At 40.7% G+C, this 26,690-nt stretch carries 22 protein-coding genes and 2 other annotated features; of the genes, 4 read left to right on the top strand and 18 right to left on the bottom strand.

The annotated features are described in order from the left end of the window. Nucleotides 1–109: 109 nt before the first annotated feature. The 6 genes from T408_RS0104935 to T408_RS10915 form a co-directional block, all read right to left on the bottom strand. Nucleotides 110–2,962 (bottom strand): FtsX-like permease family protein, encoded by a 2,853-nt coding sequence (locus tag T408_RS0104935; protein WP_028118967.1) that lies wholly within the window; start codon nucleotides 2,960–2,962, stop codon nucleotides 110–112. Between the two features lie 12 nt (nucleotides 2,963–2,974). Continuing rightward, entirely contained in the window at nucleotides 2,975–3,676 is a 702-nt protein-coding gene (locus tag T408_RS0104930; protein WP_028118966.1) for an ABC transporter ATP-binding protein, read from the bottom strand. A 2-nt stretch (nucleotides 3,677–3,678) separates the two neighbouring features. Continuing rightward, nucleotides 3,679–4,863, bottom strand: coding sequence for a class I SAM-dependent rRNA methyltransferase (locus T408_RS0104925; protein ID WP_028118965.1), 1,185 nt, complete (start codon nucleotides 4,861–4,863; stop codon nucleotides 3,679–3,681). A 123-nt stretch (nucleotides 4,864–4,986) separates the two neighbouring features. After that, the gene (locus T408_RS0104920) at nucleotides 4,987–6,183 is read right to left on the bottom strand and encodes a hypothetical protein (RefSeq protein WP_028118964.1); all 1,197 of its coding nucleotides are present in this window, start codon (nucleotides 6,181–6,183) and stop codon (nucleotides 4,987–4,989) included. Between the two features lie 67 nt (nucleotides 6,184–6,250). Further along, the gene (argF, locus tag T408_RS0104915; protein ID WP_028118963.1) at nucleotides 6,251–7,249 is read right to left on the bottom strand and encodes an ornithine carbamoyltransferase; all 999 of its coding nucleotides are present in this window, start codon (nucleotides 7,247–7,249) and stop codon (nucleotides 6,251–6,253) included. Nucleotides 7,250–7,261: 12 nt separating this feature from the next. Then, nucleotides 7,262–8,071 carry an ABC transporter substrate-binding protein gene (locus tag T408_RS10915; RefSeq protein ID WP_051444797.1) on the bottom strand — a complete coding sequence of 270 codons (810 nt, stop codon included), beginning with the start codon at nucleotides 8,069–8,071 and terminating at the stop codon, nucleotides 7,262–7,264. Between the two features lie 46 nt (nucleotides 8,072–8,117). Further along, nucleotides 8,118–8,328: a binding site (T-box leader), on the bottom strand. A 148-nt stretch (nucleotides 8,329–8,476) separates the two neighbouring features. Continuing rightward, nucleotides 8,477–8,675: a binding site (T-box leader), on the top strand. Between the two features lie 53 nt (nucleotides 8,676–8,728). Here T408_RS10915 and T408_RS0104905 point away from each other — a divergent pair. Then, complete coding sequence (locus T408_RS0104905) at nucleotides 8,729–9,931, top strand: argininosuccinate synthase (RefSeq protein WP_028118962.1); 1,203 nt, start codon at nucleotides 8,729–8,731, stop codon at nucleotides 9,929–9,931. Continuing rightward, nucleotides 9,931–11,262 carry an argininosuccinate lyase gene (gene argH, locus T408_RS0104900; protein ID WP_028118961.1) on the top strand — a complete coding sequence of 444 codons (1,332 nt, stop codon included), beginning with the start codon at nucleotides 9,931–9,933 and terminating at the stop codon, nucleotides 11,260–11,262. The genes T408_RS0104905 and argH overlap by 1 nt, the downstream gene beginning before the upstream one ends. A 157-nt stretch (nucleotides 11,263–11,419) precedes the next feature. On the opposite strand, the gene T408_RS0104895 is transcribed toward argH, so the two are convergent. From T408_RS0104895 to T408_RS0104880, 4 genes are all read right to left on the bottom strand, one after another. Beyond that, nucleotides 11,420–12,445, bottom strand: coding sequence for a glycosyltransferase family 4 protein (locus tag T408_RS0104895; protein ID WP_035420147.1), 1,026 nt, complete (start codon nucleotides 12,443–12,445; stop codon nucleotides 11,420–11,422). A gap of 2 nt (nucleotides 12,446–12,447) precedes the next feature. Then, complete coding sequence (locus T408_RS0104890; protein ID WP_028118959.1) at nucleotides 12,448–13,041, bottom strand: TVP38/TMEM64 family protein; 594 nt, start codon at nucleotides 13,039–13,041, stop codon at nucleotides 12,448–12,450. 187 nt (nucleotides 13,042–13,228) lie between these two features. Beyond that, the gene (locus T408_RS0104885) at nucleotides 13,229–15,649 is read right to left on the bottom strand and encodes a flavocytochrome c (protein ID WP_028118958.1); all 2,421 of its coding nucleotides are present in this window, start codon (nucleotides 15,647–15,649) and stop codon (nucleotides 13,229–13,231) included. Nucleotides 15,650–15,663: 14 nt separating this feature from the next. Beyond that, nucleotides 15,664–16,266: an NADPH-dependent FMN reductase gene (locus T408_RS0104880; protein WP_028118957.1), complete on the bottom strand. Its 603-nt coding sequence runs from the start codon at nucleotides 16,264–16,266 to the stop codon at nucleotides 15,664–15,666. 131 nt (nucleotides 16,267–16,397) lie between these two features. Here T408_RS0104880 and T408_RS0104875 point away from each other — a divergent pair, with 131 nt between their 5' ends. Next, the gene (locus T408_RS0104875) at nucleotides 16,398–17,315 is read left to right on the top strand and encodes a LysR family transcriptional regulator (protein WP_028118956.1); all 918 of its coding nucleotides are present in this window, start codon (nucleotides 16,398–16,400) and stop codon (nucleotides 17,313–17,315) included. Nucleotides 17,316–17,400: 85 nt separating this feature from the next. Here the strand turns inward: T408_RS0104875 and T408_RS0104870 are convergent, their stop codons facing one another. The 8 genes from T408_RS0104870 to T408_RS0104835 all read right to left on the bottom strand — a co-directional run bounded on the left by T408_RS0104870 (nucleotide 17,401) and on the right by T408_RS0104835 (nucleotide 25,044). After that, nucleotides 17,401–17,829: a pyridoxamine 5'-phosphate oxidase family protein gene (locus T408_RS0104870; RefSeq protein WP_028118955.1), complete on the bottom strand. Its 429-nt coding sequence runs from the start codon at nucleotides 17,827–17,829 to the stop codon at nucleotides 17,401–17,403. A gap of 27 nt (nucleotides 17,830–17,856) precedes the next feature. Then, nucleotides 17,857–18,558, bottom strand: coding sequence for a hydroxyacylglutathione hydrolase (gene gloB / locus T408_RS0104865; RefSeq protein WP_028118954.1), 702 nt, complete (start codon nucleotides 18,556–18,558; stop codon nucleotides 17,857–17,859). 90 nt (nucleotides 18,559–18,648) lie between these two features. Further along, nucleotides 18,649–19,716, bottom strand: a complete 1,068-nt coding sequence (locus tag T408_RS0104860; protein ID WP_028118953.1) for an ABC transporter substrate-binding protein — start codon at nucleotides 19,714–19,716, stop codon at nucleotides 18,649–18,651. Then, on the bottom strand, nucleotides 19,713–20,525 hold the full coding sequence (locus tag T408_RS0104855) for an ABC transporter permease (RefSeq protein WP_028118952.1): 813 nt from the start codon (nucleotides 20,523–20,525) through the stop codon (nucleotides 19,713–19,715). Before T408_RS0104855 ends, T408_RS0104860 begins: the two co-directional genes overlap by 4 nt. Next, the gene (locus tag T408_RS0104850; protein WP_407635819.1) at nucleotides 20,518–21,327 is read right to left on the bottom strand and encodes an ABC transporter permease; all 810 of its coding nucleotides are present in this window, start codon (nucleotides 21,325–21,327) and stop codon (nucleotides 20,518–20,520) included. Before T408_RS0104850 ends, T408_RS0104855 begins: the two co-directional genes overlap by 8 nt. An 8-nt stretch (nucleotides 21,328–21,335) precedes the next feature. Then, entirely contained in the window at nucleotides 21,336–22,421 is a 1,086-nt protein-coding gene (locus tag T408_RS0104845; RefSeq protein WP_028118950.1) for an ABC transporter ATP-binding protein, read from the bottom strand. A 154-nt stretch (nucleotides 22,422–22,575) separates the two neighbouring features. Further along, complete coding sequence (locus tag T408_RS0104840) at nucleotides 22,576–23,685, bottom strand: lactate oxidase (protein ID WP_028118949.1); 1,110 nt, start codon at nucleotides 23,683–23,685, stop codon at nucleotides 22,576–22,578. Nucleotides 23,686–23,892: 207 nt separating this feature from the next. Next, on the bottom strand, nucleotides 23,893–25,044 hold the full coding sequence (locus T408_RS0104835) for an MFS transporter (protein WP_035420144.1): 1,152 nt from the start codon (nucleotides 25,042–25,044) through the stop codon (nucleotides 23,893–23,895). A gap of 135 nt (nucleotides 25,045–25,179) precedes the next feature. Here T408_RS0104835 and T408_RS0104830 point away from each other — a divergent pair, with 135 nt between their 5' ends. Further along, nucleotides 25,180–26,451 (top strand): amidohydrolase family protein, encoded by a 1,272-nt coding sequence (locus tag T408_RS0104830; protein ID WP_028118947.1) that lies wholly within the window; start codon nucleotides 25,180–25,182, stop codon nucleotides 26,449–26,451. Nucleotides 26,452–26,690 lie beyond the last annotated feature (239 nt).

The raw sequence follows: 26,690 nt of genomic DNA, 5'->3' as shown, positions 1-26,690 counted from the left end.
AAAAATTATCATATAAATAGGTTAAATCTTTTATCAAAATGGATGAGTCTTTAAGACATTGTAGCACATTATAAACTTCTTTGACAGTCTCTATGCGTTTTGGCAGTCATCATTCTACGGCCTTTAAGGCTTCGACCATGTCTACATTTTTTAGTTTAAAATGCATCAAGATCATAACAATTAACGAAAAAATAAGTGTAATGACAAAAGATAGCCCATAACTTGCAAGATCTACTCTTGGATAAAAGAGCAGATCATTAATCTGCATAGTTTTCATAATGTAGTGATTTAACCCTGTTCCAACAATCAGACCCAGGCAAGCACCTAAAATAGTCAGCACAAGAATCTCATTATAAATATATAAACTGACCTCCCAATCATAGAAGCCAAGAACCTTAATTGTGGATAGTTCGCGTATCCGCTCAGCAATATTAATATTAGTCAGATTATATAAGACGATAAAAGCTAAGCCAGCTGCTGAAATAATTAAAACTAGGGTAATCAATTCCAAACTGGACATCGCTTGATTAGCTGTTTGACTAGCTGTGGATGTATTAGCAAGTAAATAAACTGACTCTATATCAGTAATCGACGCTTCAAGCTCACTCGTATTCTGATCATCTTCATAATTTATGTAATATGCGTTAAGCTCAGGATCCTCCCCAAAATAATCTCGGTATTGGTCTGCTGTTAAGTAGATATAGTGCCCAAGATAATTTTCAATGATCCGATTCAAATCGATCGCATATGTTTTATTGTCTGATGCCTCTAATTCTCTTGTCCCTGCTTGTTGCAAATCCAGATGCTCGGCCAAGCGTTCGGTTACAACAGGCCCTTCTTGAGCTAAGTTTATTTCTTCATGATCTCCGCGCTGATGGATAGATTGTACCCATTTAAAATCATCCTTATCAGTCATCGGCACTACCAACTGAACTGTTTGTTGCGGATCTGTTTGCGTAAGATAAGGGATGCTTGCTACTGGCACTGCACGCTTGACACCATCCATGGCCTCTAATTGCTCTCTTAGATCCGCTCCTTCTTCAACATAAGCCACACTGTCATACAATTGAATATCATTAAATTGTTTAGGGACAATATCACTAATCGTATCACTGATACCAAATCCTGTAACGATCAGCATCGTACATCCGGCAACACCAATAAGGGTCATCAAGTTGCGAGCCTTATATCTTAATAAATTACGAATTGTCATCTTAGCTTTAAAGCCAATCCGACGCCAAATAAAGTCAATTTGTTCAATCAATGTCTTCTTACCCGAACGAGGTGGCTCAGGTCTAAGTAATTGAGCCGGGGCCACTTGCAGGGTTTGAAGCGGATGACTAATAGCTGGTATTAGAGCGGTCGATAAGGCAACAAGGGCCGTAATCACATTCCATAGTGGTAAGTTGACAATTTGAGCTTGGTCAAAGTAATAAAGGTTGTTATAGGCATTAATAATGACACCTGGGAAGATCAGATAACCAGTCACTAATCCTAAACCAATCCCTAAACATGCTGATAAGCCAGCATACAAGATAAACTTACTTAATATGGTGGAGTCTGGATAGCCTAATTGTCTCATGGTTCCCATATAATTTCGCTGTTCACTGACCATTCGGTAAATGGTTGAATAAGTTACCAAAATGGCAATAGCAAAAAATAAAACAGGAAAAATATTACTGATAACAACTAGCTGGTCCGCATTCTCTTGAACACTCTTATAAGAAGCATTATCCTGACTCAGGTTAATTTGAAAATCAACCGACTCCAAATCGGTTAATTGTTGTTCAGCCTGGTCTAAATCTGATTCTGCTTGACTTAAATCCTCTAAATGGCTGGCCTTTTCTTCATTAAATTGCTGGGACTGTTCCTTGATACGAATCTCATTAACCATCAACTGATGATAAGATTGATGCAATTGCTGGCTAGCAGCGTGTAATTCTTGACCACTCCCCATCACTAGGCTAGGATCCATGCCCGCTTCTAAGTATTGATTTCTTATTGATTTTGACTGTTGGACCCTAGCTTCTAATTCTTCCAAGCCTTCTTGATAAGAACGGTAGCCTTCGCGTAACTGATCAGAAGCTTGATTTAATTGCGATTCTGCTGATTCAAGGTTGTCATAACCCGACTCAACTTCTGATCGTCCAGTGCGGATTTGCTCTTGTAAATCTGTCTTCAGATCCGCTCTTTTGTCCTGGTTACGATCGTCCAATAGACCTTCAAGCTTTGATTCTATTTGCTCAAGCTGTTGATTATAAGAATCACTATAGAATAACTCATGATCAGCACTCCGGTCCCAGAAATAGGCTTCTGATACATCCATTTCCTTAGCCACTGATTCATCAACAATGGCAAAGACGGTTGCCCCACTTAACCCGCGATCACTTCGTTCAAAATACAGGGGACTCGTTGCAAAGCCAACAACCTCGAATTTCCTTTGGCCACTGGGCCAATCGGCTTTATCACCGGTCTGATCTTGAGAGAGGTCTAGAACAATCTCGTCTCCTAATTCAATCGGGTCATCCAACAAGTGATTGACGCTATCAATGTACTTATAATCTAAGACAATTTCGCTACTATTTTGCGGCAAGTGTCCTTCCCTCACATCAAAGAAGTTATTTTCAGCTTTTAAGTTCCTAGGCAAGGCATATACTTGGGCTAGTTCCTGACTGGGGTTCACTCTCGCTTGAAAGTTTCGCATGAAGAGCCAATCCAATCCTTCAGCCGATTGCAATAAATCTTGATCAGCCGCATCCAAGCCTGCTGGGTGACTAACGACACCATCAGGCAAATGATAGGTTTGGTAATAATGACGAGCTGTTTGGATCATGGAGGGACCGGCAGCCCGAATCCCAATAAAGAAGGCTACTCCTAAGGCAATAATCAATAAAATTGATATAAATCTTGGAAATGACCGTTTAATCTCACGTAAATTATCCTTTAAAACGACTGATTTCATTGCCCTTCCTTTCTACCATTCAATTTGCCAGACGTCTTTTGGCTGATCATTTAAATACATGTCCTCTACTTTACCGTTGCGAATATGAATGACACGGTCAGCCATCTGAGCGATCGTCCGATTATGGGTGATAACAATAACTGTGGTATCTAACTGATTACACGCTTCTTGAAGTAAGTGAAGAATCTGTTTACCCGTTTCATCATCCAAGGCACCTGTCGGTTCATCAGCCAACAACAGTTTGGGTTGACTAGCTAAAGCTCTAGCAATAGAGACTCTCTGCTGTTCCCCTCCTGATAGCTGAGCGGGGAAATTATCTGCCCGTTCTTTTAGACCACATAAGTCTAGGACATCCATCGCCTTTTGCCCACTTTTAGATATTTGAATGGCCAGTTCTACATTCTCCTTAGCAGTTAGATTAGGAACTAAATTGTAATTTTGAAAGACAAAACCAATATTATTACGACGAAAAGTGGTTAACTCCTTCTCAGAAAAATCCGCAATATCCACACCCCCTACAATGACTTGACCAGAGGTCGCATGATCCATTCCCCCAAGAATGTTCAATGTCGTAGACTTCCCAGCACCTGATGGGCCTAATATAACGGCAAACTCCCCAGCTTCTACTTGAAAATTAACCCCGTCATTAGCTCTCACACTCGTTTCACCAGTGTGATACTCCTTGACCACATCTTTAAAATCAATATAAGCCACACTTACACTTCCTTTTCATGACGATAATAAATCAATACTTTTAAATATTCGCTCGTTTCATCTTGACTGGTCGGAAAATCTCCAGGTAGACCAAAAGAGTGAACCAAACTTGCTTGAAAAGCCTCAGCTATTTGATTCATATCCTTTTGAAACTTAGCTTTTGAATAGCCGCTATGGTTGGTTGATAGGACAGTGTAACCCCCCGCTTTGGTCATAGCAAATAAGTTTTTAGCTAGTGACTGATAGTCGTTGGCCGCCGAAAAGGTGTATTTCTTGGTACGAGCAAAACTAGGCGGATCACAAACTACCCAGTCAAATTGTAATTGGTGTCTTTTAGCATATTTTATATAGTCAAATACGTCCATGACCCGAATCTCTTGATCCTGACTCTCGACCAGACCATTAACTTCAAAGTTTTCTCTGGTTCGTTCCAAACTTCGGTTAGCAACATCTACACTAACCGTTTCTTTCACTTGCCCTACTAGAGCTGCTACAGAAAAAGCACCTGTATAACTAAATAAATTTAATAACCGGCCTGAAGCTTGTTGGTTGATAAATTGTCGGACCTCTCTTTGGTCTAGAAAGATCCCAGTCATCCATTCTTGCCCCAGATAAACAAGATAATTGATACCATTCTCTTTAATCATTAGCGGTTGTGGGGCATCTTGACCCCATACCAATCGAATGGCCAAGTCCTGCTTCTTCAAGAAGCGACAGGTCTCATAAATACCTGCTATCGAATCCAATAATTCAAGAAGAATTTCTAAGATACTCTTCTGCCATTTATAAATACCAGCAGAATACCAATTGATTTGTAGGTAACCAGCATAATAGTCAACCGTTAAGCCCCCCAGCTGATCCCCTTCTCCATTAATGAGCCGGAAGGCGGTAGTATCCGGGTTGTCAAAGAAATCTGACCTCTGTTGCAGACTATTAGCAATCGCTTGCTGCAAAAAGCTATGATCCCAATGAACGGACGGATCCTGTGTAAAAACCCAAGCTAAACCCTTATTTTGACGACCAACCAATGCCCGGGCCATAAATTTACCCTGAGCGTTAACTAGGTCAATCTCTTGTCCCTCTTCTAATGAGGTAATTTGTTTGGGCTGGACTAAATCTTTCTCAGTTAATAGTCGCTCGCCCACATTTAAACGGTGTCCCGCTTGATTACGAATTTGAATTTTCATTGTCTAATACTTCCAATCTGATAATCTATCTTTACTCCATTTATAGTAACACCTACAGGCATTTAGTGCCAAAGATTCCAATTAAATAACCAGCAAGTTTTAAACTTACTGGTTAAACTATTTCTAGTGATTGATTAATTCTGTCAATAGGTAATCAAATTCCCTATTAGTCAACACTTGCTGATCCGCAATTTCAGGGATGGTCTGTTGGCTAGGTGTAACTGATAACTCCAAGCAGTACTTGGCAGAATCAATCGAAGCCGTGCCCCGGTTAAATATATTTAAATGGATAAATTCTGCAATGCCTTCCAAGTCTGCTTGATAGGTTTTGAGTGCAGAGTCAAAGACCAAATCAACTTTAGTTAACTTACGGGTCACATCTTGCGAATTGAATTCAAAGTTAACATCATAAGCAAAACTCGTGGCATCTGCTTCCACCGACCCACCTGAATCAAGATCCTGGTCTTCCTCGACCGGACGCAGTTGTTCAACAAAATTTGAATCCAAACGCTGACCGGCCTTAACCCCTAACTGGAGGTGACCTGCATCCTCCTTAACTTGAAAACGATGACTAGTCTTTACTTCCCATGGATAAGCTGGATGATCCGCCGGTTGAATACTCAACTCTACATCCAAATTCATCAATAGCCCTAATGCTTGTTTAAACATGTCTCCAGGGATATCGATACGTTCTGCTAGAATATGAGTTTCTGGTCCAAGTGTCTTGAGAAAATTATCCGTCAAATGCTGAACACTTGATTCTTGGGGGAACAGTGGCAGGCTAGCCAATAACCTAGACGAGAGTTTCACTTTATCAAGTTCCCATGGATCGACCAAGGTCATCGTCTGTCGATAGTCATTTATTTGATTTCTAAGCGCATCATTAAAAATAGCTTGATCAAAAAATCCCGTGGACCAGAGAAAATCTACTTGATTAAAATAAACTAAATCAAAGTAACGGTAAGTTAAAAAGCGGATCCGATGTTTATGGCTAACTGGCGGAAGTTCATTTTGCTTACTAGGCTCAGGTTCCTGATAACTATAGAATTCTAGATCAAAATCTGCATCCCCCCGCAAATTATCAACCAAAATATCTCCTTGAACTACCACCTGTTTGGAATCCAGATTACTTAATCGTATTTGAATGTTTGCCTTGTTTAAACGACTAATCTGGTCCATCAGACGAATCACTTGCTCACCGTCACCCTCACCGGCCGAAACGCTAGGAGTATCCTCACTTGCTAAGACGGGCTCACTAATCGACACTAGCATCCCTAAACAGATAAAGGAAAAGATGAAATAATACAAGAATTTCTTCACTATGTCCTCCTTTTTTACTTATCTTAGCATCTTCCCTTGGATAGAACAATCTAGAGTTTTCTCTGGTTTAAGGTAAGAAGAGATGACCATTTGTGAGAGCCATAATTGCCTTGATTGCATGCATCCGATTCTCTCCTTGTTGAAATTGTCGGGCTTGATCGGATAAGAAGACATCATCCGTCACTTCCATTTCAGCTAGTTGATATTTGCTTTGAATTTCTTTTCCCATTACTGTTTGATTATCATGGAAGGCCGGTAGACAATGCATAAAGATATAGTCGCTTCCAATCATGTCTACCATTTCTTGGTTGACTTGATAAGGAAGCAAGGACTGAATACGTTCTTCGAACTTATCTTCTTCACCCATGGAGGCCCAAACATCTGTGTAAATGACATTAGCTGTTTGAACTGCCTCTTTAATTTGATCAGTCAACTTGATTTTTGCTCCCGTTTCCTTGGCGATGGATTGAGCGAGTCTTACAACTTGTGGATCAGATGCCAAGTCCTTAGGTGATAGAATGGTCACATTCACGCCAAGCTGACTGCCTGCCACCAAGGTTGTATGAGCGACATTATTTCGCCCATCCCCTACAAAGACAAGATTCAATCCCTTTAAGGATCCGAAAACTTCTTTTATGGTCATGTAATCAGCAATAGCCTGAGTGGGATGCCACTCATCAGTCATCCCATTCCAAATTGGAACCCCAGCATATTGGATAAAGCCTTCCACAACAGCCTGATCGGATACCCGTAATTGAATCCCATCAAACATCGATCCGAGAATTTTTGCCGTATCAGCTACCGATTCTTTCTTACCAAACTGGATATCATTTGCACCCATATACTCAACTTGAGCGCCTAAATCGTTAGCAGCAACGGTGAAGGCGGCTCTTGTACGAGTTGAACTCTTATCAAAAAGCAAGGCAATATTTTGTCCCATTAAGTAAGGATGAGGGATCCGCTTGGCCTTTAATTTCTTTAAATGAATGGCAAAATCGATTAAATACTCTAATTCTTGGCTGGTAAAATCATGGGTTAAATTAAAATGCTTCAAATCTTTAAACATCATGGACTCCTTTTATTGTTCTTCGTTTGTTTCTTCCGCTAATTGGCTAAACTCCTCGATCCATTGGTCTAATTGACCGCTTTCTTTTAATTCATTGATCGCTTCATTGATAGCTTTCAGTAATTCAGGTTGCCCCTTTTGGATAGCTACAGCAAAACCGCCTTCTTCTTCAATTTGGACTCCTTCAACCAGGGCGAGTTGGCCCTCATTTGACGCCATAAACTCATCAATCACAATATCGTTCATCAAGACCGCGTCTACGCGCCCCGATTTAAGAGATTCGATTAAGGCACCATTTTGGTTAATAACTACCATTTCAACTTCAGGCAATTCTTGTCTAACATAGGTTTCCTGACTTGACCCCTTGAGGACTCCTACTTTTTTACCATGAAAATCTTCAAGTGCCTGGTAATTTTTCGCTTGCTCTGAAGAGACCAAAAACTCAGCATAAGACTGATAGTAAAGTTCAGAAAAATCAAATTGCTTGGCCCGTTCTTCTGTCCGAGTAAGCCCGGCAATTACCATGTCCACTTTACCTGCTTTTAAGCTCGGAATCAAGGCATCAAAGACGCGTACATCTTCAACTAGTTGAACTTTTAATTTATCAGCAATATACTTGCCTAGTTCTACGTCAATCCCCACAAGAGACTCCTTGCCATCTTCAATCACAATCCATTCAAAGGGGGGGTACTGATTTTCAGTTCCCATTATGATCTCACCCGCCTCTTGAATACCAGCTAATTCCTTGGCTTGAACAAGGGGATGAAAACCCAATCCACACACAATTCCTGATAAAACAACTAACTTCTTGTACTTTTCCATCTTCTATTCCTCCTATCATAGACAAAACCCGCCCCTATGCCATAGGCATAGAGACGGGTTCATTGACTCGCGGTACCACTCTAATTAGTAAGCATACACTTACTCACTCTTCTTGTTATCGCCAAGTTACGCAATTAGCTAATTCAAATTCACCAATTGATCTCCAGAGGCGATTCAGTAACAGCTCTAAGTAGGCTTCCACTCTACCCTACCTCGCTAATAGTTGAGTTACTTACTAGCTCCTTCTTCGAAGATTTATCGAATTGCTTGTAGTTTACAGGTCGAAATATTAAAGGTCAATGATAAAATTCATCTTTTTATCATTTTTATTCCTGGTATCTATTTAATATTTAATTATACTTGACACTTTATCGAGCTTCAGATAAAATATGCCTAATCAAATATTAGATTTCAATGAAAAAGCTAGTAGGTAAAGATACTTAAAGCGAGCTAGGAATGGTGGAAGCCTGGCAGTCCCTCTGATCTGAATCGCACTTTGGAGAAATAAGTGATCTCTCACTTACGTGAAGACGTTAATCTTTCAAGCGGATAGGGTGACCCTATCAAGCAGAGTGGTACCGCGTGTTTTTAACTCGTCTCTTGCATCAAGCAAGAGACTTTTTTTATTGAAAATTTTACTGAAGAAAGAGGATGACTATGAACAAGAAAAAAATTGTACTCGCCTATTCCGGTGGACTGGACACTTCGATTACTATTCCCTGGTTAAAAGAAAATTATGATGCTGAAATCATTGCTGTTTGCATCGACTTAGGTATTGATGAAGATTGGCAAGCCATTGAAGCCAAGGCATTAAAATCTGGTGCCAGTAAATTCTATAATCCTCACGTAAAGGAAGAATTCGCTAGTGAATTTATCTTCCCAGCCGTTCAAGGAAACTTAAAATACCAAGGGACCTACTTATTAGGAACTGCCCTCGCTCGTCCACTCATTGCCAAATACTTGGTAGACATTGCTCATCTGGAAGGGGCCGAGGCGATTTGTCACGGGTGTACTGGTAAAGGGAATGATCAAGTCCGTTTCGAGATGGGAATTGCAGCTTTTGATGCAACTATGACGATTATTGCTCCTTGGCGTATTTGGGATATTAAGTCTCGCGAGCAAGCAATTGATTATGCCCATTCAAAAGGTGTACCAGTGACTTCTACCAAAGAAAAGATATATTCAGAAGATGAAAACCTCATGCACATCTCCCACGAAGGAGGAGATATTGAAAGTCCGGCCAATGAAGTTTCATATAGTCAGATTTTGCATAACGTCAATTCACCCCAAGAAGCACCTGATCAGGCTGAATATGTGACTATCGACTTCAAGGAGGGGCGCGCAACGGCAGTCAATGGTCAAGAAATGTCCCCTGCTGAAATCATTGAGTGCTTAAATAAAATTGGTGGTACCCACGCAATCGGAATCCTAGATTGGATTGAAGATCGAATTATCGGTATGAAGTCTCGGGGAATCTATGAAACACCCGGTGTCACACTATTGATGGAAGCCCACCAACGATTAGAAAGTCTTACTCTAACAAAAGAAACCATTAAAATTAAGCAAGACCTCTCTTCTCAATGGGCAGAGCTAGTCTATAATGGTCAATGGTATTCGATGGCTAATAATGCTATTCGTGCTTTCGTTGATAAGACTCAAGAGACTGTAACCGGTCAAGTTAAGCTTAAGCTCTACAAGGGGAACATGACTCCAGCTGGTTTGACTAGTCCTTATGCACTCTTTGATGAGGATGTCTCAGGCTTTGGGGAAGATGATCTATTTGATCACCACGATGCCGAAGGCTTTATCAATGTCACTACCCTACCAACAAAAATACAAAAGAAAAAAGGACTGATTTAATGGCAGACTTATGGGGCGGACGGTTTCAATCTGAAACTGCCGAGTTAATGAAACAATTTAATGAATCCTTTAGTCTAGATAAAAGACTCTGGTATGAAGATATTACCGCGTCAATTGCCCATGTCACGATGTTGGGTGATCAGGAGATCTTGACTCAAGCAGAAAGTCAAGACCTTCAAAGAGAACTCACTCAACTAAGAGAAGAGATTCAGGCCAATCCAGACCTACTACAAGGAGATTATGAGGATATCCATAGTTTTGTAGAAGCCCAAATGATCAAGCGCTTGGGTGATACCGGCAAGAAAATGCATACCGCTAGAAGTCGAAATGACCAAGTAACCGTTGACATGAAGCTCTACGTGAAGCGTAGCTTAAAGGAGCTAGAAGCTGCGATCAAGACGCTGATTCAGGCCTTTATTGACAAAGGACAGACCCTTAATTGTTTAAGTCCTGCATACACACACTTACAAAGGGCTCAAATTGTTCCCTTCTCGTATATTTTAGAAGCCTATGTCGCGATGTTCGAACGTGATGTTCAAAAAGTCAATGATACCATTCAACTCTTAGACGAATCTCCCTTAGGCGCAGGAGCCTTAGCAGGAACTACCTTTTCAATCAATCGCCAACAAACCGCAGATTTACTTGGCTTTGCTAGGGTGCAAGAAAATACGCTTGACGCTGTGTCGAATCGAGACTTTATCTTGGATAGCCTGCAATGTTTTAGCTCCTTGATGGTTCATATGAGTCGGTTTGCTGAAGATTTTATTATTTACTCTAGTCAGGAATTCGGCTTTGTTGAGTCTTCCGATTCTTATGCTACCGGATCCAGCATGATGCCTCAGAAGAAGAACCCGGATGCCCTCGAACTCATCCGTGGCAAATCTGGAAAGATTATCGGCCTAATGAACGCCATGTATACTATTATGAAAGGACTTCCTCTATCCTATAATAAGGACATGCAAGAAGACAAAGCTATTTATTTTGAAGCCTATGATACAAGCTTGGCTTGTATTCAAATATTAACCGGCTTCATACAAGAATTAGTGGTCAATGAAGATCGATTAAATGAAACGGTCCACGAGGGCTATTTGAACGCCACGGAACTGGCCGATTACTTGGTTAAGAAAGGACTGCCTTTCCGCCAAGCCCATGGAATTGTCGGAGCAGCCGTTGTCTATGGCATTGATAATCACAAGCAATTACACGAGCTGACTTTAGAAGAACTACAAGCATTCTCTACGATTATCGACGAAGATGTTTACCAATATCTGGAGCCAGCAGAAATCATGAAGCAAGGGATTAAGACACAAATGAAGCCAGATAAATTCTAACTGATGGACTCTTCAAAACAGTTAAATAGCTGATTTCATCAAGCTTCGTTGTAATCTATTTAAGATCAATAAAACGATCATTTCACTGGAATATTCGGGTCTAAACCCAATATCCAGGCGAAATGATCGTTTTTAATTACTCGATAATATTAAAAGACTAAGCTTTTTTCTTTTTTTGTGCAGCTAAATCCAGGGCTTCTTGGTAGTATTTACGATACTTCATGCCCACGCCCTCTATGCTTCGAGCCTGCGCCTCCACTCGACCGCAGGCACCGGTATAAGCCAAATCATCATCTAAATACATTTGGATCAACTTCTGAAATCCGTCATTATCCCGAGCCTTGTAAGTGATGTGCTGATCTTGATAAACGTCAAAAATGGGAATATCTCGAATAATCGTCTGCGTTCCACTTGCTAGAGCTTCCAACAAGACAATTCCTTCAGTTTCCTCATAAGTTAAGAATAGAAAAATATCAGCCACTTGATAAGCCACTCTTAAGACATCCCGATCCACATAACCGGCAAACAATAAGTTATCAGGCTTAGAATGAATCGCCCGCTTAACCTCACTAGTCTGAATATTAGAATTGGTATGACCAAACCAAATAAACTGACATTCAGGCATCCATCTAGCTAAATCAATAAAATCCAATATTCCCTTACGTTTAATTAACATCCCAACCCCGATAATTAAAGGGCGACCAGGTTCTAATTGATAATCTTGACGGAAGGCATCGACTTCCACCCGATTAGCCTGCCAGTAGCTCATATCAATACCATTTGAGATAACTTCAATCGGAGGCTTTAAATGGTAATTCTCCAACAAATTCTTGGAATATTCAGTAGGTGTCAATATCAAATCTGCTTGCTGGTAACAAGTCACAAGCCATTTTTTGAAATACTTAGAGAGTTGATTGGATAAGATAAAGGAATCACGAAAATCTTCTTCCGTCGAATGAGCATGATAAATAATAGCCTTCCCTTGATGCTTGGCCTTAAGCACATGGTAAAGTGATTGAGGGAAGACAGTATTGATATGTAAGATATCATAGTCATCCCCATCCAAGACATATTTAATGCCAGCCGCTTCTAGGGCCTTCATCTGGTGAATTCGCGCACTTCCTATACCACTTTGCTCAATTAGTTGAGCAAAATCATTTTGAATGCGTACTGTAAAAGTCAACCCTATCCCCCCATCCACTTAAACAAATAAGTCATCAACCAACTAGTTCCTATCGTATAGACAAACAAGGTCCATGGTTTAGACAAAATAATGGTCCAAAAGAAAAATTTGAATTGTACATTAGATAAACCAGCTATATAACATAACAAGTCATCAGGGGCCACCGGAAAAACCATTGCAGAAGCAAATGCCCACTTAAAATTATCCTTATATAGCCAAGCAAGCCCCTTAGCAAACTGCCGATCTCCGACAATAGAGCGAACCACCGTCGTTCCGTATTTTCTGGCAAGAAGAAAGTTGACCAGAGATCCTAAGCAAATAGAAGAATAATTTAGAAAGAAGCCCAAACGAGCCCCAAATAATATGGCTCCAACCGGGATCGTTAAAGCACCCGGGATTATAGGGAGCACTACTTGGACGAAACTAATCATGAAGAAGACGAGGGGGGCTGCCATACCTAAACTGCTCATATATGACTCGAGTTTTTCTTGAGAGGTAAAAATACCCATCCGATAAAAATGAATACAGGCCCAGATAGTTACCACAATACCAACCAGCGTGAGAATGTTGACTAGTCTAGATAGCGTATTTTTCATAGCTATTCCCTCATTTCTTTTGAGAAGCTTCAATAGTTGTTCTTATTATAGCAGTTATTTGACTAACTACCATTAATAAAAGATAAAGATTTCAGCCAATTACTTGGAAATGGTTTGAGATATTTAATTTTTACGGTAAAAGAAAAAAAACAGCAACTCTTCACAGAGTTGCTGTCATCATTAGAAATTATTCTTGACTGGCGTTGCGTCCAGCAATCCGACCGAAAGTAAAGATATCCGCAAGTGCATTACCACCTAATCGGTTACCTCCATGAATACCTCCGGATACTTCTCCAGCTGCGTATAGCCCCGGAATAACTTGTCCCTCAGTATTAATCACTCGAGCTTGAGTATCAATCTTCAAACCACCCATCGTATGATGGACCGCAGGTTGACGTGGAGTTGCATAGAATGGGGCTACCTCAACTTTTAAGTTGAAGGCTCCCTTATGGAATTCAGGGTCTACACCTGCATCCACATAAGAATTGTACTTATTCACTGTATCCACTAGAACTTCCGGATCCATATCAACTTGTTGAGCTAATTCTTCAAGGGTGTCCGCTCTAAATAACGTTCCCGCTTCCACTTGTTGATCAATCGATTCTTGAGTGGTATTCATTGCTGTCTCTTTGATCTTATCATCAGCAATTAGGTAGAATAAGGTTCCATTAGCAATCGCTGCTTGGGAAATCTCATCACGGGTCCCAAATTCGTTGACAAACCGGCGACCTTCTTTATTAACCATCACAAAGTTCTCTGGTGGAACTTGTAGCCCTGTAAATAACGCGCCGGTCTTAGGATCACAAGTTGGTAACAGTTGGATCATCCCCATGTCTACCAATTCAGCATCCACTTGTTGACCCAAACGAATACCGTCTCCAGTAATAGCAGGTGAGTTAGAGGTAGCAATGTCATCAGCGATTTCTTCCCAATAAGTATTAAACTCCTGTAACATCTTGGTATTAGAACCGAAACCTCCAGAAGCTAAGACGACGGCGTTCGCTTTGACAGTCACTAAACGACCCCGATTATCTCTACCCTGTACTCCGATCACACGACCTTCTTCAACAAGTAGTTTTTCAACGGGTGTATCAGTAATAATTTGACCCCCCTTATCTTTGATATAGGCTTCAAGTGCTTGGATATAAGCATAGCCTTCATTTGCTAGTGGCTTATGTCCCCGGCGCCACATCGCACCTACTGGCATCTCCGGTTGACGCCAATCAAATTCAACCCCAATATCTTCTAACCAGTGAACAGATTCTAAGACATTATCTGTTAAGGTCTTAACTAAATCATAAGCACCGTAAACATAAGTTCCTTGAAGATCTGTTCGGCGTCCTCCTAAGTAAGTCTGAATACGGTGAAGGAGGGTGGAATCGAATAGATAAGGTTCAGGTTTGTCTTGTTCTTGGTCAAGGTAAGCTTGAATTTGTTTTCTCAATTCTTTGAAGTCATCTAGGTACTCCGCATCAATTTCTACTTCAGGCGTAGCGATGATTTCCTCTAGACTATGGTCTTCACCAGGAAGAGCAGGGATTGTTTTTTGCCAATCTGGATCCGCTGCATTCATCGGCCCCCCAGTTCTGACTGTGTTACCGCCAATTGCTGGGAATTTCTCGACAACAATAACTTCCTTACCTTCTTGAAGAACGGAAGCTGCAGCAGATAATCCTGCCCCTCCTCCTCCAACAACTACGACGTCAGTTTGGTATTCAACTTCTTCAGCTGGCGCTTGGTCTGCTAATTTAGGTCTCTTCTTCAAAATTTCTGGATCAGCTCCAGCTAACTTAACAGCATTTGCCACACCGTCGATTAATCCATTAAAGGTGACGGAAGCTCCAGCTACCGTATCAACATTTAATGTTTGTCCTTGAATGATTTCTTCAGGAACTCGCGTAAAGACAACATCAGCTATACCAGCTGATTCACCTTGAGTGTCAATATCAATGGATTCAATCCGATTATTAGAGAAGGTAACAGACATCGGTAGGTCTCCATTATGACCGACAGCATTAACTTGGTAAGTACCAGGCTCGTATTCGATTTCCTCAGGAATATTAAGTAAATTAGCCACTTGAGTGAACCGCATAAATTTCTTTAAGCAAGATTCTAAGAAGTCGATGGTTCCTTGGGCGATCAACTGATCATTCTCATCAAATGCTTCGTGAACGCGTCCCAATAAGAATTCACTACCTGGCATCACGGTGGCATTAACGCCCGGCGCATCTAAAATTTGACGAAGGTGCAACTGTGACCGAGAAGATCCCTGAACATCGTATGAAGCTCCAACAATCATCACAGGCTTGCCATCGAATGGATGAAGATTAAAGGATAACCACTCTAAGACACTCTTCAAAGCAGATGGTACCGAATGATTATGTTCAGGAGTGGCAATAATAACCCCATCTGCTTGAATAATCTTCTCATTTAATTTTTGAATGACTGGGTGGTCTGACTGGTCTTCCGTTTCGTTGAACATCGGTGCACCCTTGATCTCAAGGACTTCGATATCGACAAGATCTGCAAAGTGCTGACTCATATAATTTAGTAATTTACGGTTGTAGGAGAATTCTGCATTAGTTCCAACAATTCCGACTAGTTTCATCGTGTCATCCCTTTCTATTGCTTGTAGTTATAATCTGCTTGCTGTGCCTTACGACCAGCGTGGGCCTGTACGACCTGATTGGTAATTTCTACGAAGGTCATAAACTCAGCAAAGTCTTCTTCTAGTTCCTGGACCTTATCTTCATAGATTAGCTGACCTTCTTCATCGAAAGCTTGCCCCGATCTGCCCAATAAGAATTCAGTTCCTGGCATAATACGAGCCTTCAGTTCTGGCGCATCTAAGATTTGCCGTAAATGGGCCTGAGCTCTTGAAGAACCAAGGCTACCCAATGAGGCTCCAACAATCATAACAGGCTTGTCAACGAAAGGCTGAACACTATAAGACAGCCACTCTAAAACACTCTTCAAAGCTGCTGGAATCGCATGGTCATATTCCGGTGTAGCAATGATTACACCGTCGGCTGCTTGAATCTTTTCTGCTAAGTCTAAGGCTGCCTGGGGAGCTTGTTTATCAGCGGGTTCATCGAAAGCATCTATGTTATCAATTTCACACACTTCAATGTCTGCACGATCTGCAAAATGCTTGGCCATAAAATGTAACAAGATCCGGTTAGTAGATCGCTTGGAATTGGTTCCAACAATAGCTATTAACTTCATAGTCATAACTCCTTTAAATTTATACTTTCATCAATGATAAGTTTATTATATTTGAAAACGCTTCGATTGTGAAATATTTGTTTTTCTATAAGTTAATAAGTAATTTGTTATAATGAATGAGGAGGTGTCCTATGTTTTCCATCGATATTAATAAGCAACTGCAATACATCGAAGTCTTGCTTAAACACAGTAACTTTACCCGGGCAGCTAAAGAACTCTTCATCTCACAACCCTACCTCAGCCAATCCATTCAAAAAATCGAAGAAGAGATTGGTGCCACCTTAGTTGAACGACAAAGCCAACCTTATCAATTAACCGACGCGGGAAAAATCTATTATGATTACTTAAATAAGTTAGAACTAGACCACCACCACTTACTACAGACCATTCACCAACAAGACCACCAACAAGAGCATTTAACGATTGGAATACTAACAGCCTTAGGTAACTATCTATTACCGCTTATTCTGCCCGCATTTATGACTGAATTTCCCCAAATCCAAATTCAACTAATTGAAGACATTCCCAGTCGTAACGAAGAAAGGGCACTGCAAGGAGATATTGATTTTTTCATTGGGCAAAATCCGGAAACCGTCAATTCTAAGCTAACGACCATTACGAGCAAGGAGGAGACATATTATGCGATCATTCCCAGCTCCTCTCCCTACTATCAAGCAAACCAAAAATATTTGGATGAACATAGCCTGACTCTCAAGCAAATCTTAAGCCAACCCCTCGTCTTAACCGCTCCCGGATCGGCTATTCGTCGACAAATGGACCGCTTATTTATGACCTACCATATCCAAGCACAAATTCGCTTAGAAACTCGCTCCATTCATACAGCCATCCAATTAGCTAAAGCAGGCTTGGGTATCACACTTGCGCCCGAGTCGATTTTAAATGATGATTTTAGCTCGTACCACTATAACTTATTAGCTATCAAAGCAGACCATGCCCAGTTAAATTACTTTCTAGCCTATAATGCCAAGAAGACGCTCAACTCTTTGGAAAGTAACTTTATCAAACATTTCCAATCTGCATTTAACTAAGTTAAGGCCTGATAAGAATAAAACCACCTGCCTAATTGATGAAGAATCATCTAGACAGGTGGTTTAACTTTGTTTGATTTATCATTTAACCTTTAATCTCAAAGGTATATTTATGTCCTTGGGTCAAGCTATGATAGAAGCCTTCCCCCTTATACATTTGAAAAACTTGCATAGTGTTGTGCATGCCATCATCGGGATAAACTTGATGCACATAAGGATTATTAGCTAATAATTCGGCTAACATATCCTTTGACACGGGGCGAACTTCCCCTTCCAAGCGAATCACTTGAATTAGATACTCTTCTTCTTTCATAGCGGTGATCGCTACTTGTGGATTGGCCATCAATTGCTGATAAAACTTCGTCGTCGGACTGGTCATAAAGAAAACGCCTTGCTCATTAGCCACACCGACATGAGCGTGACGGGCATGCGGTTTGCCTTCCTGATCGACAGTGGCAAAGACCGCAACTTTCATCTCGTTTTGAAGAATTTCCATGATTATTTCAACATTCATTCCTGTTTCCTCCTTTAATAATAAAATTTAAAAATGATCTCTTTGATCTCTTAAATGCTTAAAAGTTTCCCAATCACTGGCTTGTAAGAATAGGTTTACTTTTAATTCTTGGCCAATGGTTGAAGGCAGACTAGCTTGCCCTTGCTCCAAACGCTTGTTGACTTCTTCTAGTAGACTTTGAGCCTCACGTAAGTCCGGCTCTATAGATAGGGTAAACTTAAGATTGGTTTGACTATATTCATGGCCTGCATAGACTTTAACTTCGGGAGCTAAGTTCTTTAACTTCATCAATCCACTATAAGCTGCCTGATAATCACCGGTAAATACTCGGCCACATCCCGCTAAAAATAGGGCATCTCCACAGAATAAATGATCATCTGCTAGATAAGAAACATGCTCAGCTGTATGCCCCGCGGTCTTGATCACTTGGAAAGTCTGATCCCAAATTTGAAAGCTATCCCCTTCAGAAACAACTTGGCTAGCTAAATTTTCCACTTCAATAGGGCCGTATACCGGACAATCACGGTAGCAAGACAAGAGCTGCTTGACGCCACCAATATGATCATCATGCTTGTGAGTTAAGAGAATCGCCTTTAAATCCAATTGCTCTGCTTCTAAATAGTCTAGAACGGGTTGGGCTTGTCCCGGATCAACAATTACTGCCTCCTGGCCTGACTCAAGCACCCAGATATAATTATCATCAAAAGCCTTAATCCAGTTAATTTTCATCCTATAACCTCCTTGTAAATCTTGCACCATTAATCGCTTCAATTATAGCATGAAAATATCTAATAAGTAGACAGAAGTGACTGGGCTTATTTATCCCTCGGGTTCGATCTTGATTTCAAGGAAACGATCATTATATTCGATTAATTTCTCTTGACCTAAATTCCGATAAACTTCCAAATGGGCTAAGGTTTCTTGATCCGGATAGAATTGAGGATCAGAGATAATTTCTGGATCCATCAACTTCATCGCCGCCTCACTCGGCGTAGCATAGCCAATATACTCTGCGTTACGAGCTGCAATATCAGGTCGCATCAAGAAGTTAATCAAGGCATGAGCTCCTTTGGGGTTTTTAGAATTTTTGGGAATGGCTAAATTATCTAACCACAAATTAGAACCGGACGCGGGAACATGATAAATAAGATTGGGATTGTTTTCCATGGCCATGGCTGCTTCACCAGAGAAGGTAATTCCGATGGGCGCTTCTCTATTGGATAAAAACATTTTCATTTCATCAGCTACAATCGCTAATACATTCGGCATTAAGGCTTTCATCTTATCTGTCGCTAAATTAATATGATTGGAATCTTCGTCATTCAAGGAGTAGCCAAGACTTTGCAAGCCTATACCTATCACCTCGCGAGCGCCATCAATAAGAAGGATTTGTCCGCGATAATTTGGATTCCACAAATCTTCCCATTCATTAATAGACCCTTCAGCAATTCGACTGGTATCATAGACAATTCCCAAGGTCCCCCAGAAATAAGGAACTGAATATTGGTTTTCAGAATCAAAAGCTAGATTCAAGAAGCGGGGATTCATAGTATCCAGATTCGTTAGTTGGCTCTTATCTAGGGGCAATAGTAAGTCAGACTCCTTCATCACTTCAACCATATATTCACTAGGGCCAATAACATCATAAGCAGTGCCACCTTGTTGAACCTTAGTCAACATGGCTTCGTTTGAATCAAAAGTTTCATAAATAACTTCATAACCCGTCTCTTCTTCAAATTGCTTAATCAAGTCCGGATCTATATAATCGCCCCAATTATAAAAGTTAATGAGATGGTTATTACCGCCCTGACCACTGCTATTCAAGGAATACCTTAAGACAAATAAGATAACAATAACAAGTACAATGACAGAGAAAAATCGTTTCATCGCTGACCTCCTCGCATCCCCTTGCGACGAGCTTCACTTCTTTGAAGATAGTAGTAACCTAAAGCTAAGCTCAACGACACTAGAAACATCAAGGTAGATAAGGCATTAATCTCCAGACTAATTCCTCGTCTCACCCGGGAATAGACCTCCACTGAAATAGTCGAAAAGCCATTACCTGTGACAAAGAAGGTCACTGCAAAATCATCTAAAGAATAAGTAAAAGCCATAAAAAAGGCCGAAATAATTCCTTGGCCAATACTAGGCAAAACCACCTTAGATAGAATTTGCCAATCACTCGCCCCTAAATCTTGGGCGGCCGTTACCAGGTTAGGATTCATTTCATAGAGCCTTGGCAACACCATCAAAACAACAATCGGTATTGAAAAAGCCACATGAGCAGATAGGACCGTCCAAAATCCTAATTGAAGCGGGAGTAGGCTCGAAAATAAGATCAAGAAGATCGCCCCAATCATGACATCCGGTGTAACCATCAAAATATTATTAAGATTCAGTAATGTTGATTGCTGACGGCTTCCCCTCATTTGATGGATGGTCAAGGCACCCATCGTTCCTATAACTGTCGCTAACAAAGCAGATAGAAGAGCGACTAGAAAGGTATTAATGATAAAGGTCAGTAAACGTTTGTCACTAATCACACTTACATAATGATCGAGCGTAAAGCCCGTAAATTCACTCATATCTCCCCCCGCATTAAAGGAAAAGATAATCAAATACATAATCGGCAGGTAGAGAATGACAAACATGACGAATAGATAAAGTTTGGAAAGCTTAGAAGTTTGATTAAGCATCTGCACTGCCTCCCTTCTCTCGCGTCAAATACATCACCAATATCATCACTGCCATCAGGATAACCCCAATAGTCGCACCCATTCCCCAATTCTGAGTAACAAGAAAGTGTTGCTCAACTGCCGTTCCCAGGGTAATGACCCGGTTACCTCCGATTAGACGAGTCAGCATGAATAAAGATAGTGAAGGAATAAAGACGGTCTGGACCCCACTACGGATCCCTTCACGACTCATCGGCAGGATAACCCTAAGCAAAGTCTGTAGGCGACTAGCTCCCAAATCTGAGCTTGCCTCTTCCATCGAAGAAGGAATCTCAGTAATGGAATTATAAATAGGCAAGACCATAAATGGTAACTCTAAATAAACTGCCACCAAAATAAAAGCAAAATTGGTAAATAATAGTTGAGGCTGCCCCCACCCAAGGTGGGCTAACAAGCTGATAATGGGGCCATTTTGCGCTAATAAGCCTATAAACACATAAATCTTCAACAATAAATTCATCCAAGTCGGAAGAATAACCATAAATAAAAATAAGTAATCCCGGTGATTGGAGCGAGCCAAGACATAGGCTAGCGGATAAGCCAAAATAAAACTAAACAATGTAATTAAAGCCGCTACCACAAATGAGGAAATAGTCATAATTAGATAGTCTATCGATGTAAAATACTGTAAATAATTAGCTAGAGTCAATTGGCCCTCAATATCAAAAAAGGACTGATAAATTAACAAAAATAAAGGCGCAATAACGAAAATCACTAGCCAGAGATAATAGGGAATACCCATATACTTTGAAAATCTCATCAGCTCCCTCCTTACACTTCATATTGCTCAAGGCGGGCATCGAAATCTTCTTCTGATTCATTGAAGCGCATAACATGAATGTCATTTGGCTGAATCGATAGATTAATAATTTGTCCATCTTTGATAGCTTTGGTTGTATGAATCATCCATTCATTACCTTCATAGTCTTTAGCGATGATTTCGTTGAAGACCCCTCTAAACACTTGCTGAGCAACTTCGGCTTCAATCTGACCTAAACCCGGTTCAACTAATTGGATATCCTCAGGCCTAATCACTACCTCAACCGCTTCACCAGCAGGAATCCCAGCATCCTCACAATCAAATTCATAACCGACAAAGGATACACGGTAATCAGCAATCATAGTAGCTGGAATAATATTACTTTCACCGATAAAGTCAGCTACGTAATGGTTGATTGGCTCATCATAAATATCCTTAGGGGTTCCTGACTGAACAATCTCCCCTTGATCCATCACAAAAATCCAATCGGACATTGCTAAAGCTTCTTCTTGATCATGGGTAACAAAGACAAAAGTAATGCCTAATCGTTGCTGGAGCGCTCTTAATTCATACTGCATCTGAGTCCGTAACTTTAAATCCAAAGCGGAAAGTGGTTCGTCCAATAGCAATACTTCAGGCTCATTGGCTAGAGCCCGAGCGATGGCTACCCGTTGTCTTTGACCACCAGATAGAGCACTGATCTCACGGTGAGCATAGTCTGAAAGTTGAACTAGCTGCAGCATTTCCTTAACCTTGGCATCTATTTGCTCTTTGGCAACGCCCTTAACTTGGAGGCCAAAGGCTACATTCTCGTAGACATTCATATGAGGGAATAAGGCATAATCCTGAAAAACTGTATTGACCTTGCGCTGATTTGGCGGAATTTGACTAACGTCCTTACCAGCCAGAATAACTTGACCTGAATCAGCTTGAGTAAAACCTGCAATAATCCGCAAAAGGGTTGTTTTACCACACCCAGAAGGCCCCAACAAGGTATAGAATTGACCTTTTTCAAGTTCCATGTCAATTGTTTTTAAGACGCTTGTCTGTTGAAAAGATTTTGAGACATTTTTTAAGCTAACAATGTATTGATTCATATCCATCTCCTGATTCTGTTTTCTTATGATTTCATCTCCTTAATGACGAATAATCTCGCCAGTTAATTATAATTCATCTAATTACAAAGAGAAAGCGATTGAAAATAAAAAATCAGCGAAATCATCGAAATCGCTGATTGTCTTCTTTTCTAAATTAGCGCCATAAATCTTTGAGACGCGCTTTCTTAACATCTTCAATAGTCTGAGTGCCAGCTAATTGCATGACACGCTTTAAGTCTCGTTCAAAATATTCAAAGACAGACTGAACACCTTGCCAACCACCAAGAGCTAGTGAGAATAAGACCGGACGGCCTAAGGCCACAATATCGGCGCCAGAGGCCAGAGCTTTGAAGATATGCTCTCCACGACGAATACCAGAGTCGAAGACGATCGGAACTTGACCGGCCACTGCTTGAGCAATCTCTTCCAAAACTTCAAAAGATCCTGGCGCTCCATCTAATTGGCGGCCTCCATGGTTGGATACCCAAATGCCATCTGCCCCTGCTCCAATCGCTGCCAGAGCATCTTCAGGAGATTGGACCCCCTTCAAAAAGACAGGAAGACCAGAATACTCTTTGATGAAACGAATATCATCCAAGTTAATTTTTTGCTTGGATTGACTATAAATATTATTTAAAGACATATTCGCTCCCGTTCCTGTCAGATAACGCGAAACAATCGGCATTCCAAATGGATAGACAAATTCATTTTTATCATCGCGGTCCCGATTACCAGATATAGTAGCATCAGCCGTCAAGATAATGGCTGAGGCCCCGTCGGCTTTTGCTTCATCTAAGATATTACGGTTAAAGTCATCATCTTTTGACATATATATTTGAAACCAGCGCGGTGTATCTTGAAGTCCCGCTGAAATCTCTTCAAAGCTTGCTCCTGAATAAGCGGAGATCGACATCAAGGAGCCACCAAATTCATGGATACCTCGAGCTGTCCCTGCCTCTTTGGATTCATGAGCTAAGCCATGAGCGGCGATAGGCGCCATAATAAACGGAACCTTTAGATGATGGTCAAATATCTTAGTATCTGTTTCTGGGAACTCCACATCTGCTGCCATCCGTGGAAGAATCCCTTTAAAATTAAAGCTTTCCACATTCCGTCTTAAAGTAAATTCATCCCCTGAACCACCGGCCATATAGTTGAAGCCGCCGTGTGGAACAATTTCACTGGCCATATCTTCCAGTTCAATGGTATTGATTATTCTAAGCGGCTTTACCTCGCTAGGTGCTAAATATTTATCTTGTGTCATCACTATACCCTCCATCTATTTGATACAGAAATTCTAGCACATTGGCAACAGCTTGTCAGCTTTTTTGTTTGCGCTTCCAATATTATCCCGATAATCTTTAAAGCGTTTTAATTTTTGGGTGGAACAGAATAAATATCTGTTACCATAGCGAGGATTATTCATTAAATCGAAAATAAAAAAACACCAGTAATAACTGGTGCTGGATCATCAAGATAAAGGTTTATGATTTACAAAAGTAATCGCTATGGCTACGGCTAATAAGACCATGGCCATTAAGACAATCGGTTGAGAACCACCGTTGGCTAATAGCATACCGCCTACTGTCGATCCAATCATAATGGATAAGTTGAAGGCAGCTGATTGTAAGGAAGTAGCAACCGCTGCACCTTCACTGACTTGTCGCGTAACTGCTGTCTGGAAGAGGGTAACCAAGGCTCCAAATCCAATTCCCCATAAGATAAAAGCTAAGTGGTGGATCAAGGTAAGATCAGTAAAGTAATAACAAGCCATAGCTAAGAGAGTTGAAGCCAACATCCCTAGGCAAACTTGCTGAAGATGCTCATCAATAAAACGACCAGCAATAATAACGGATAAGATGGAACCAATACCAAAGAAAATTTGCGCTAAGGCAATACCTGGATAGTTGAGATCAGTAACTAAGTTAGTGATATATGTATAAACCCCATAGTTAGCTACGACCGCTAATAAGGTTAGGATAATTACCAGAACCACTCCCCGGTTAGCTAGCATAGTCAATGGCGAATTAGACTTACTTCTCTTTTCACCAGATACATGTGGTAAATAAAGATAGCAAAGAACGGAGATAAACAAAATAAAAATTCCCATTACGATAAATTCAACTTTATATCCGTAGCTAGTTCCAATCCAAGTCATGAGCGGAAGACCAATTGACATCCCAACTGTAGTTCCTGACATGATTACCGCAACTGCCTTACCATGCTCTTCTTCTGGCACCAGACTCATTCCGTAAGCAGAAATCATTGGCCATAAAGCTCCCGCACAAATACCTCCTAGAATACGAGCGGCTACAGCTAGCCAGTACGATGTAACCAGTCCTACTGATAGGTTTGCCAGGGCAAAGCCAGCTAGGAGAATCATTAATAATTTGCGTCGATCCCACTCTACAGTAGCTGAAATAATCGGAATCCCACAAAGAGCTGAAGCAATTGCATACTGACCTACAAATCCCCCGGCTTGCGCTTCACTAATATTGAACCCTTCTGCCATTAATTGTAAAACACCCGATGGCATTAATTCACTCAAGATTGCCATAAAGGTAATACTAGCCATCAAAATAAAGAGTGGCCACATGAAACCTGTGGATTCATTTTTACTCATTTTTATCCTTCTTTCTACTTTATACTTGCCCTTTATTATAAGATATTGACTCTCGATTATCTGTTAGGTTTATAACTTGTTTCACCTCAGGAATAGTTATAGAATGGGGATATAAACTTATAGGAGGTTAATCATATGAGCAAAAAATTTGTGAATGCTGTTGTCTATAAACATGAGGATGCTTCTGAAATTCTCGTAGAAGACGGTAAATTTGCTAAAATTGGTAATAATTTAGGTGACGCCGATGAAGTCATCGATTTAGGTGGACGGTTAGTCATTCCCCCTTATGTAGATTCTCACCTACACTTAGACTATTACTTTACAGGCCAAGACGACAAGGTAAAAAATGAATCCGGAACCTTGTTTGAAGCGATTGACCTATGGAACGACTACAAAAAAGGTACTACAAAAGAAGAAATGAAAGAGCGCATCCGTCAAGCAGTTAAGGATGTGGCTTCATACGGGACTCAATATATCCGTGCTCAAACAGACTGTACCGATCCTAACTTAACAGGTATCAAGGCTGCTCTTGAAGTGCGTGACGAATTAAAAGACAACATTACTATTCAAGTGGTTGCCTTCCCACAGAACGGTATGTATTCTTACAAAGAAGAAGGAAAAACTGGCCGTGATCTAGTAGAGGAAGCCCTTCAATTAGGAGCTGACTGTGTCGGAGGAATCCCGCACAATGAATGGTCGCGTGATGATGGTAATGAATCTATCCGTGAAATCGTACGGTTAGCTATCAAGTATGACAAGCTAATTGATGTTCACTGTGATGAAACCGATGATGACCAAGCACGTTTCTTGGAATTATTGAATGCTGAAGCTATGAAGCAAGGTTATGGTAAATTAACAACCGCTTCTCACACTTGTTCATTTGGCTCTGTCAATGATGCCTATGCCTTCCGTATGATGGGCTTATTCCGTCAATCTGGTATCAACTTCGTCTCTTGTCCAACAGAAAACTTATTCCTTCAAGGCCGTCAAGACACCTATCCAAAACGTCGAGGTCTCACACGTGTCAAAGAATTCGTGGATAACGATATCAACGTAGCCTTTGGTCAAGACTCAATTGTCGACTTATGGTATCCAGCTGGTTCTGGTAATATGATGAATATCCTTGATAACGGTATCCATACTACTCAGTTGATGCGTGAAGAAGACTTTGATCGTAACTTCGACCTTGTTACTTATAATGGAGCTAAGCTCATGCAATTAGAGGATGTCTATGGATTAGATGAAGGCAAACCTGCCAACTTTATCGTATTAGACGGTGAGTCTCCATATGATGCCCAACGTCGTCGGGTTGAATGTATGGCTTCTGTTCGTAACGGTGAATTTCTATTCCAAAAAGAACCACGCACTTACTCTACTGAATTAGACATTGACCGTAAAACTAAATAAACGTATAAATATTATCCTAGCTGGTATCGATTACTTAGCTAGGATTTTTGATTTGCTTGTGACAAATTTGAATTATAGTGATATACTGCCCTTTATACCATAGACAGTTCATTAACACCATCCTGTCTCTAAACAAAACTAGGGAAAAGAGGCTGTAAGATAAGTCAATCTAAAACCCACCAAGAGTGTTGATATATCAACATTCTTGGTGGGCTTTATGGTATAATTAAGTTAGTAAA

Source organism: Hutsoniella sourekii ATCC 700629 (assembly GCF_000518205.1).
GTDB classification, from domain to species: domain Bacteria; phylum Bacillota; class Bacilli; order Lactobacillales; family Aerococcaceae; genus Hutsoniella; species Hutsoniella sourekii.
This window is presented reverse-complemented; position numbering and strand designations above follow the sequence as displayed.

What these genes read in the sequence shown, in the direction of transcription:
- T408_RS0104935 (WP_028118967.1), bottom strand. Translation starts at nt 2,962, where the DNA reads ATGAAATCAGTCGTTTTAAAGGATAATTTACGTGAGATTAAACGGTCA.
- T408_RS0104925 (WP_028118965.1), bottom strand. Translation starts at nt 4,863, where the DNA reads ATGAAAATTCAAATTCGTAATCAAGCGGGACACCGTTTAAATGTGGGC.
- T408_RS0104870 (WP_028118955.1), bottom strand. Translation starts at nt 17,829, where the DNA reads ATGAATGTTGAAATAATCATGGAAATTCTTCAAAACGAGATGAAAGTT.
- T408_RS10915 (WP_051444797.1), bottom strand. Translation starts at nt 8,071, where the DNA reads ATGGAAAAGTACAAGAAGTTAGTTGTTTTATCAGGAATTGTGTGTGGA.
- argH (WP_028118961.1), top strand. Translation starts at nt 9,931, where the DNA reads ATGGCAGACTTATGGGGCGGACGGTTTCAATCTGAAACTGCCGAGTTA.
- T408_RS0104845 (WP_028118950.1), bottom strand. Translation starts at nt 22,421, where the DNA reads ATGAATCAATACATTGTTAGCTTAAAAAATGTCTCAAAATCTTTTCAA.
- T408_RS0104905 (WP_028118962.1), top strand. Translation starts at nt 8,729, where the DNA reads ATGAACAAGAAAAAAATTGTACTCGCCTATTCCGGTGGACTGGACACT.
- T408_RS0104880 (WP_028118957.1), bottom strand. Translation starts at nt 16,266, where the DNA reads ATGAAGTTAATAGCTATTGTTGGAACCAATTCCAAGCGATCTACTAAC.
- T408_RS0104835 (WP_035420144.1), bottom strand. Translation starts at nt 25,044, where the DNA reads ATGAGTAAAAATGAATCCACAGGTTTCATGTGGCCACTCTTTATTTTG.
- T408_RS0104885 (WP_028118958.1), bottom strand. Translation starts at nt 15,649, where the DNA reads ATGAAACTAGTCGGAATTGTTGGAACTAATGCAGAATTCTCCTACAAC.
- gloB (WP_028118954.1), bottom strand. Translation starts at nt 18,558, where the DNA reads ATGAAAATTAACTGGATTAAGGCTTTTGATGATAATTATATCTGGGTG.
- T408_RS0104840 (WP_028118949.1), bottom strand. Translation starts at nt 23,685, where the DNA reads ATGACACAAGATAAATATTTAGCACCTAGCGAGGTAAAGCCGCTTAGA.
- T408_RS0104855 (WP_028118952.1), bottom strand. Translation starts at nt 20,525, where the DNA reads ATGCTTAATCAAACTTCTAAGCTTTCCAAACTTTATCTATTCGTCATG.
- T408_RS0104875 (WP_028118956.1), top strand. Translation starts at nt 16,398, where the DNA reads ATGTTTTCCATCGATATTAATAAGCAACTGCAATACATCGAAGTCTTG.
- argF (WP_028118963.1), bottom strand. Translation starts at nt 7,249, where the DNA reads ATGTTTAAAGATTTGAAGCATTTTAATTTAACCCATGATTTTACCAGC.
- T408_RS0104860 (WP_028118953.1), bottom strand. Translation starts at nt 19,716, where the DNA reads ATGAAACGATTTTTCTCTGTCATTGTACTTGTTATTGTTATCTTATTT.
- T408_RS0104830 (WP_028118947.1), top strand. Translation starts at nt 25,180, where the DNA reads ATGAGCAAAAAATTTGTGAATGCTGTTGTCTATAAACATGAGGATGCT.
- T408_RS0104890 (WP_028118959.1), bottom strand. Translation starts at nt 13,041, where the DNA reads ATGAAAAATACGCTATCTAGACTAGTCAACATTCTCACGCTGGTTGGT.